Origin of the sequence: Saccharothrix coeruleofusca (assembly GCF_014648515.1) — a bacterium.
GTDB lineage: Bacteria > Actinomycetota > Actinomycetes > Mycobacteriales > Pseudonocardiaceae > Actinosynnema > Actinosynnema coeruleofuscum.
The window spans coordinates 484,463-491,476 of the sequence record NZ_BMRG01000003.1; the positions used below are offsets into that span (position 1 = coordinate 484,463).

General features: G+C 72.2%; 6 protein-coding genes. 4 read left to right on the forward strand and 2 right to left on the reverse strand.

Going from position 1 to position 7,014, the window contains the following annotated elements; genetic code table 11:
- Nucleotides 1-149 precede the first annotated feature (149 nt).
- The 4 genes from mptB to IEZ00_RS10850 all read left to right on the forward strand — a co-directional run bounded on the left by mptB (nt 150) and on the right by IEZ00_RS10850 (nt 4,622).
- Nucleotides 150-1,625 (forward strand): polyprenol phosphomannose-dependent alpha 1,6 mannosyltransferase MptB, encoded by a 1,476-nt coding sequence (gene mptB, locus IEZ00_RS10835; protein WP_229795405.1) that lies wholly within the window; start codon nt 150-152, stop codon nt 1,623-1,625.
- Between the two features lie 78 nt (nt 1,626-1,703).
- On the forward strand, nt 1,704-3,239 hold the full coding sequence (lnt, locus tag IEZ00_RS10840) for an apolipoprotein N-acyltransferase (RefSeq protein WP_229795407.1): 1,536 nt from the start codon (nt 1,704-1,706) through the stop codon (nt 3,237-3,239).
- A 709-nt stretch (nt 3,240-3,948) separates the two neighbouring features.
- Nucleotides 3,949-4,269 carry a hypothetical protein gene (locus tag IEZ00_RS36435; protein ID WP_209621770.1) on the forward strand — a complete coding sequence of 107 codons (321 nt, stop codon included), beginning with the start codon at nt 3,949-3,951 and terminating at the stop codon, nt 4,267-4,269.
- A complete protein-coding gene (locus IEZ00_RS10850; RefSeq protein WP_194523936.1) occupies nt 4,269-4,622 on the forward strand; it encodes a hypothetical protein in 354 nt (117 codons plus the stop codon). The genes IEZ00_RS36435 and IEZ00_RS10850 overlap by 1 nt, the downstream gene beginning before the upstream one ends.
- Nucleotides 4,623-4,697: 75 nt before the next feature.
- Here IEZ00_RS10850 and IEZ00_RS10855 read toward each other — a convergent pair whose 3' ends face one another.
- The gene (locus tag IEZ00_RS10855; protein WP_189223047.1) at nt 4,698-5,450 is read right to left on the reverse strand and encodes a putative hydro-lyase; all 753 of its coding nucleotides are present in this window, start codon (nt 5,448-5,450) and stop codon (nt 4,698-4,700) included.
- Nucleotides 5,447-6,706 carry an MFS transporter gene (locus tag IEZ00_RS10860; protein WP_189223048.1) on the reverse strand — a complete coding sequence of 420 codons (1,260 nt, stop codon included), beginning with the start codon at nt 6,704-6,706 and terminating at the stop codon, nt 5,447-5,449. Before IEZ00_RS10860 ends, IEZ00_RS10855 begins: the two co-directional genes overlap by 4 nt.
- Nucleotides 6,707-7,014 lie beyond the last annotated feature (308 nt).

Genomic DNA, 7,014 nt, shown 5'->3' on the forward strand with positions numbered 1-7,014 from the left:
GTCCTCCTGAGGTCGTACGGGTCCGTGCGACCCCAGTGCGATCCGCGGTGATCTCCCCACCAGTCATGATGATCGCGCTCATGTCGATCACCAGTTCATCGTGCGCACCGCCTGCGGGCCGATCCGCGCACCACTTCCCCGGAGGACAGGTGTCGCTCTCGACGCTGGACCGCTCGCCCACGCCGTCGGCCGCGTCGCCCGACCTGCTCCGCTGGACCGGGTTCGGCGGTGTGCTGCTGCTCACCGCGGCCGCCTGGGCAGGCGTGGCCTTCCCCGGCCGGGTGGCGCCGTCGCTGGCCGCCGGGGTCGCCGGGCTCGGTCTGGTGGTGCTGTCGTGGGCGCTGCTGGGCCGTGCGCCGCTGCCGACCGCGAACCGGCTGCGGTGGACGCTGGCGCTGTGGTGCGGTCCGCTGCTGCTGGCCCCGCCGCTGTTCAGCGGCGACGTGTTCAGCTACCTGGCGCAGGGCGAGATCGCCGCGCGCGGTCTGGACCCCAGCACCACCGGTCCCGCGCAGGCCCTGGGCGCGACCTCGGAGGTCGTCGCGCGGGTGGGCGTCTACTGGCGCGACACGCCCTCGCCCTACGGCCCGCTGTTCAGCGCCGTCGAGCGGGTGGTCACGCAGGTCTCGGCGGGCGACCCGGTGATGGGCGTCCTGCTGCACCGCCTGGTCGGGGTGCTGGGGCTGGTCCTGCTGGTGTGGGCGCTGCCGAGGCTCGCCGACGCGGCCGGGGCGTCGCGGCGCGCCGCGCTCTGGCTGGGCGCGCTCAACCCGCTGGTCCTGTGGCACCTCGTGGGCGGCGCCCACAACGACTCGCTGATGCTGGGCCTGATGCTCGTGGGCACGGCCGTCGCGCTGGAGGCGCTGCGGGAGCGGGTCCGGTGGTGGCCCCTGCTCTGCGGCGTCGTGCTCATCGCCCTCGCGGCCGAGGTGAAGCTGCCCGCCCTGGTGGCGCTGGCGGTGGTCGGCACCGCGCTGGCCCGCCGCCGCGGCGGCTCGCTCGGCCAGTTCCTGCTCGCGGGGGTCGGCATGGTCCTCGCCTTCGCCGTGGTGTCCGTCGTGGTCTCCCTGCTGACCGGCATCGGGTTCGGCTGGCTGCGGGCGCTGGGCACGCCGGGCAGCGTCAACAGCTGGATGGCGCCCACGAACTGGTTCGGCTTCCTGACCGGCGGGATCGGCGCGCTGTTCGGCGCGGACATCACCCAGACCATGATCGGCGTGGGCAAGCTCATCGGCTCCGCGCTGGCGGCGGTCGGCATCGCGGTCCTGCTGCACCGGCAGCTGCGCGGGCGGATCGACGAGATCACCTGCCTCGGGGCGGTGCTGGGCCTGCTCGTCGTCCTCGGCCCGGTGGTGCAGCCCTGGTACCTGCTGTGGGCGGTGGTCCCGCTGGCCGCGTGCCTGCCCGCCGGACGCGCGCGGACCCGGCTGGCCGCGCTCGTGGCGGTCTTCGCCGTGCTGATCCCGCCGCTGGCGGGCAACTTCGCGGGCCGGGTCGGCCAGCTCGTCCTCGGCTACGCGGCGGGAATCGCCCTGGTCGGCCTGGCGTTGCTGGTGTTGCGCAAGCTCGACCGGCGCTCCCCGGCCACGTCCGCGAACACCCCCTCGGTTGCCGCGAGCAAGTGACTACCGCGAGTGTTCGGGTAGTACTTGCGGTTGCGCCGGGTGGCGCGGTACTGGCCCGAAGTCCGGATCGGAGTGCACGTGGGGATCAGCGCGGGAATCGACGCGGTGACCAAGCGCGTGCCCGGTCTGGCGCGCTACGCCGCCGCCGCGCTGGCGGGCGTGGCGCTGCACGTCGCGTTCCCGCCCCGCACGCTGTGGTGGACCGCGATCGTCGCCTTCGCCGTGCTGTGGTTCACCCTGCGCGGCGTGCGCGTGCGCCGCGCGGCGCTGCTGGGCTTCGTGTTCGGCCTGGGGTTCTTCCTGCCGCACCTGCTGTGGATCAACGACTTCCTGGGGCGTGACTTCGGCCTGCCGCCCTGGCTCGGGCTGTCCGCGCTGATGGCCCTGTTCACGGCCGCCACGTGCGCCCTCGTGCCGCTGGTGGCGCGGCTGCCCGCCGCGCCGGTGTGGGCGGCGCTGCTGTTCGTGCTCCAGGAGAGCGCGCGCAGCCGGGTGCCCGCCAACGGCTTCCCGTGGGGGCGCGTGGCGTTCGGCCAGGTCGAAGGGCCGTACCTGCCGCTCGCGGCGATCGGCGGCGCGCCGCTGGTGTCGTTCGCGGTCGTGGTGACCGGCTTCGGCGTGGCGGCGTGGGCGGCCCGGCCCCGCGACCCGCGGCGGGCCTGGGCGGTGCTGCCGCTGGCCGCGGCGCTGGCCGTGACTCCCCTGGTCGGCGTCGACGCGCAGCACGGCGAGCGCACGGTGGCCGTGGTGCAGGGCAACGCGCCGGACGTGGGCCTGGGGCTGCTCCACGAGCGGGACACGCTGCGCCGCAACCACCTGCGCGCCACGGCCGAGCTGACGGCCAGGATCCGCGCCGGCGAGGTGCCCCGGCCGGACCTGGTGGTGTGGCCGGAGAGCGCGACCGGCGCGGGCGAGCGCGACCCGGTGCTGGACCGGGCCGTCGCGGAGCTGGGCGTGCCCACCCTGATCGGCGCGCTGCGCCGGGTGGACGGGCGGGAGGAGAACGCGGTCATCGCCTGGGACCCGCGCACCGGCGCGGGCCCGAGCTACGCCAAGCAGGAGCTGGTGCCGTTCGGCGAGTACATCCCGATGCGCTCGCTGGCCACCCTGGTCACCCCGTTCGCCGAGGCGCCCGACCTGAGCGCGGGGACCGAGCCGGGCGTGTTCGACATCGCGGGCACCCGCGTGGGCGTGGGCATCTGCTACGAGGCGGCCTACGACGCGGTGCTGCGGGAGAGCGCGGCCGAGGGCGCCCGGCTGTTCGTGGTGCCGACCAACAACGCCTGGTACGGGCCCGGCGAGATGACCTACCAGCAGCTGGGCATGGCCAGGCTGCGCGCCGTGGAGCACGGCCGGGCGGTGGTCGTGGCGGCGATCAGCGGCGTCAGCGCGGTGGTGCGGCCCGACGGCAGCGTGGTGCGCTCCACCGGGATGTTCACCGAGGACCTGCTCGTGGAGAGCGTGCCGCTGAGGTCGGACACCACCCTCGCGACCAGGTTCGGCGGTGTCCTGGAGGCGCTGTTCGCGCTCATGGCGCTCGCCGGCGCGGGATGGCCGCTGCTGCGCGGGTGGCGTGCTCGGCAGTCGCGGCGGAGCCGATCGGTGGCGGTTTGAGCAGCGACCGCGCATGCGCTTCCGCGCCCGCTGGTGACGGGTAGCGGGACCTCCCCCGCGATTGTTCTTGGCATCCGGAATATTCCAGCTATCACGAAATATCCCAACCGGCGCGGTCGTCACTGCGAATTCCGTTCCGATGTGGTCCCGACGAGGAACGGGGTTTCGTCCGTCCGGGTGAACTGGTGGGGTGCTCTTTCTTTTCGTAAAGCTCCGTGGCATGGTTGTCCGCACGGGGGTTCTGGGGTACTGGGGGGTATCCGGCGAGTTCGTGACAGGGGTGTGCCGGTTTTCGGGTTTGCTCGACGTCGAACATCTGGCGCGTCGCGCCTCGGTCGATTCCCCCCGCTGCGGCCACAGTGGCGGAACCCTCTTCAAAATGGGGGAAACAGGGGGAATCATGGGTTGTCGATCATTCTTGACGCGCCTTGGTGTCGCGCTCGGCGCGACCTTCGTGACGATCGGGGTCGTTGTCCCGGCGTCGAGTTCCGCGTCAGTCGCGTCAGTCGCGTCGGCCGCGGCAGGGCGGGAAGCGGGCGCCGCGGTCGCGGGCTACACGATCCACACGGCGTCCGGCGCGGCACTGCCCGTTCACGCGGAGGCGGTGTGGGCCGCGTGCGGCGTTTCCGACTCCGAGACCAAGCTGGTCAGGCGGTTCGCGCTCGGGTCGGGTCTCCCCGACGGGGGGCCTGGTTGGCACATCTCCGACTTGCTGTGCGGCACCGCCGGATACGGCTACCGTCACATCAAGGACCGGCACATCACCGACTGGGAGAACATCGCCTTCATGGTGGGGTGGAACTGGCGGGACATGGCCGACTTCGCGCTGGAGCACGGTCTTGACTACCCGCAGCGGGTGGACTACCGGCCCGCCAACGACACCTTCCTCTACCAGGGGTCGTTCTGGATCGCGGACTCGGAGGGGAACGTGATGGCCAAGTACTGCTCGCAGAACGTCATCGCCTCCCAGGACGGCAAGATCATCACCTCGTTCCCGAAGTCGAGCACCCTGCCCACCGGCGTGTGCTGATGCGGGAACCGGGCTTGCTCGGAGAGCTTGTCCGCCGGCTGAACCTGGCCGGCGGACAAGCCGCTTACCACTCCGAGGAAGGAGTGCTGGTCATCACGGCGTGGCGGGATGACCAATTGGAACCGCCAGTCCGGCTGTTCGTGGATGAGAGCGCGCTCGAACAGCACCTCCCGCTCCTCTACAGCGACGCGGCGGCCCTGTGGCCGAACAGCGATCGGGTGGCGGGCGCGTTCAACCTCCTCTCCGTGCACATCGAGGAAACCGTTCTCACCCGAAAGCCCGGACAAACGGATCTGGTTCTGGACCGGGACGGGCGCGTCCCGGAATGGGTGAGACCAGGCGACGGCACGTGACCCCCGGTCATTCGGGGCGGGCGCGCGGGCGCCAAGCCGAACCCGGCCACCGCCGTCGCGGTGTCCGTCGCGGCACTAGATCCGGTATGCCGAGTCGGGCACGTCCGTGACGAACATGTGGCCCGGCGCGTGGGTGATGGCGAACGGTGGTCCGGACGCCATCAGCGCGGCCTGCGGGGTCACCCCGCACGCCCAGAACACCGGCACGTCACCGGGTTCGGGCGTCACCGGATCGCCGAAGTCCGGCCTGCCCACGTCCGCGATGCCCAGCGCGCTCGGGTCCCCGACGTGCACGGGGGCGCCGTGCACGGCGGGCATCCGGGCGGTGACCTCCCGCGCCGTCCCCACCAGCGCGGTGGGCACCCAGCGCATCGACACCACCACCGGCCCGCGCATCCGCCCGGCCGGGCGGCACTGCCGGTCGGTCACGTACATGCTGACGTTGCGCCCCTGGTCGACGTGCCGCAGCGGCACGCCCGCCCGCCGCAACCCGGCCTCGAAGGTGAAGCTGCACCCGATGAGGAACGCCACCAGGTCGTCGCGCCAGTGCCCCTTGACGTCCGTGGGCTCCTCGACCAGCTCGCCGTCGCGCCACACGCGGTAGCGCGGCAGGTCCGTGCGCAGGTCCGCGCCCGGCGCCAGCACCGTGCGCGGGCTGCCCGCGTCGGTCACGTCCAGCACCGGGCAGGGCTGGGGGTTGCGCTGGGTGAACAGGAGCACGTCGTAGGCCCAGTCGGCGGGCACGGCGATCAGGTTGGCCTGCGCGTAGCCCTCCGCCAGCCCCGCCGTCGGGCCGGTGGCCCGCGCGCGGACCTCCGCCGGGGTCACGCCAGCTCCCGGCCGAGGGTCTCGGGCAGGCCCAGCAGCGCCAGCACGGCGATGCCGTAGGCGACCGCGCCGAACACCATCGCGCCGCCCACGCCCATGCTCTCCGCCATGAAGCCGACCAGCGTGGGGAACAGCGCGCCCACCGCGCGGCCGAAGTTGTAGGTGAAGCCCTGCCCGGTGCCGCGCAGGTCGGTCGGGTACAGCTCGGCCAGGAACGAACCGAAGCCGCTGAAGATCGCCGACATGCAGAACCCCAGCGGGAAGCCCAGGAACAGCACGGCGGTGTTCGCGCCCGAGGGGATCTGGGTGTAGAGCAGGATCAGCCCGGCGGAGAGCACGGAGAACAGCGCGAAGGTCTTCTTGCGGCCCAGCCAGTCGGTGACGTAGCCGCCGGTGACGTAGCCGACGAACGCGCCGGAGATCAGGAACGCCAGGTAGCCGCCGGTGCCGATGACGGTCAGGCCGCGCTCGGTCTTGAGGTAGGTCGGCAGCCAGGTGGCCAGCGTGTAGTAGCCGCCCTGCACACCGGTGGCCAGCAGCGAGGCGAACAGCGTGGTGCGGGTCAGGTCGCCCTTGAAGATCGCCGCGAACGAGCCCCTGCGCGCGCTGCCCGCCCGCTTCTCGGTGACCTGCGGGGCGTCCTGGACGGTGCGGCGGATGTAGATGATCAGCACGGCGGGCAGCGCGCCGGTCCAGAACAGCACGCGCCAGGCCACGTCCGGGTCGAACAGCTCGAACACGGCGGTGTAGACCAGCACCGACAGCGCCCAGCCCACCGCCCACGAGCTCTGGATGAACGCGACCGTGCGGCCCCGGTAGCGCGGCTTGCAGTACTCGGCGACCAGGATCGCGCCCGCCGCCCACTCGCCGCCGAAGCCGAGGCCCTGCAGTGCCCGGAAGACCAGCAGCGTCTCGTAGCTGGTGGCGAACCCGCACAGGACGGTGAACACGGCGTAGGTGACGACGGTGATCATCAGCGTGCGGACCCGGCCGATGCGGTCGGCCATGATGCCCGCGACGGCGCCGCCGATCGCCGAGACGACCAGGGTGACCGTGGTGAGCAGGCCCGCTTCGCCCTTGCTGATGCCGAAGTAGGCGGTGATGGCTACCAGGCCCAGCGGGAGGACCTGGAAGTCGTAGGAGTCCAGGCCGTAGCCGCCGAAGGCGCCGATGAAGGCGCGCTTGCCGTTGCGGCCGAGGGTGCGGAACCAGGCGAAGCGGCCCTCGTCGGTGCTGGTGGTCGATGTGGTGCTCATGCGTTCACCTCGCAGGCGTGTGGGTGTGCCCTGCCCCACACCGTAGAGGATTGTTGAACAATCCGACTAGAGGGCAATTCGGGCACCCCCCGCGAGTCGAACGCCAGGGTTGGGTGAGTTCAACGCTCAGGTCGTGTGAGTTCTACGTTCAGGTCGCGCGAACTGAGCGTTGGGGTTCGGGAGGTGCGCTCGCCGCGCGGCAGGTCGCCAAGGACGGCGGGTCGCTTCGCGCGCCCCCCTGGTGCGTGGGCAAGTACTACCCGACGGGGTTGGCAGGGCCGGTAACTACTACCCGAGGCACGGAAGCG

Bases quoted from the DNA above. Each gene is read 5' to 3' on its own strand.
- IEZ00_RS10850 (WP_194523936.1), top strand. From the start codon at position 4,269: ATGCGGGAACCGGGCTTGCTCGGAGAGCTTGTCCGCCGGCTGAACCTG.
- IEZ00_RS10860 (WP_189223048.1), bottom strand. From the start codon at position 6,706: ATGAGCACCACATCGACCACCAGCACCGACGAGGGCCGCTTCGCCTGG.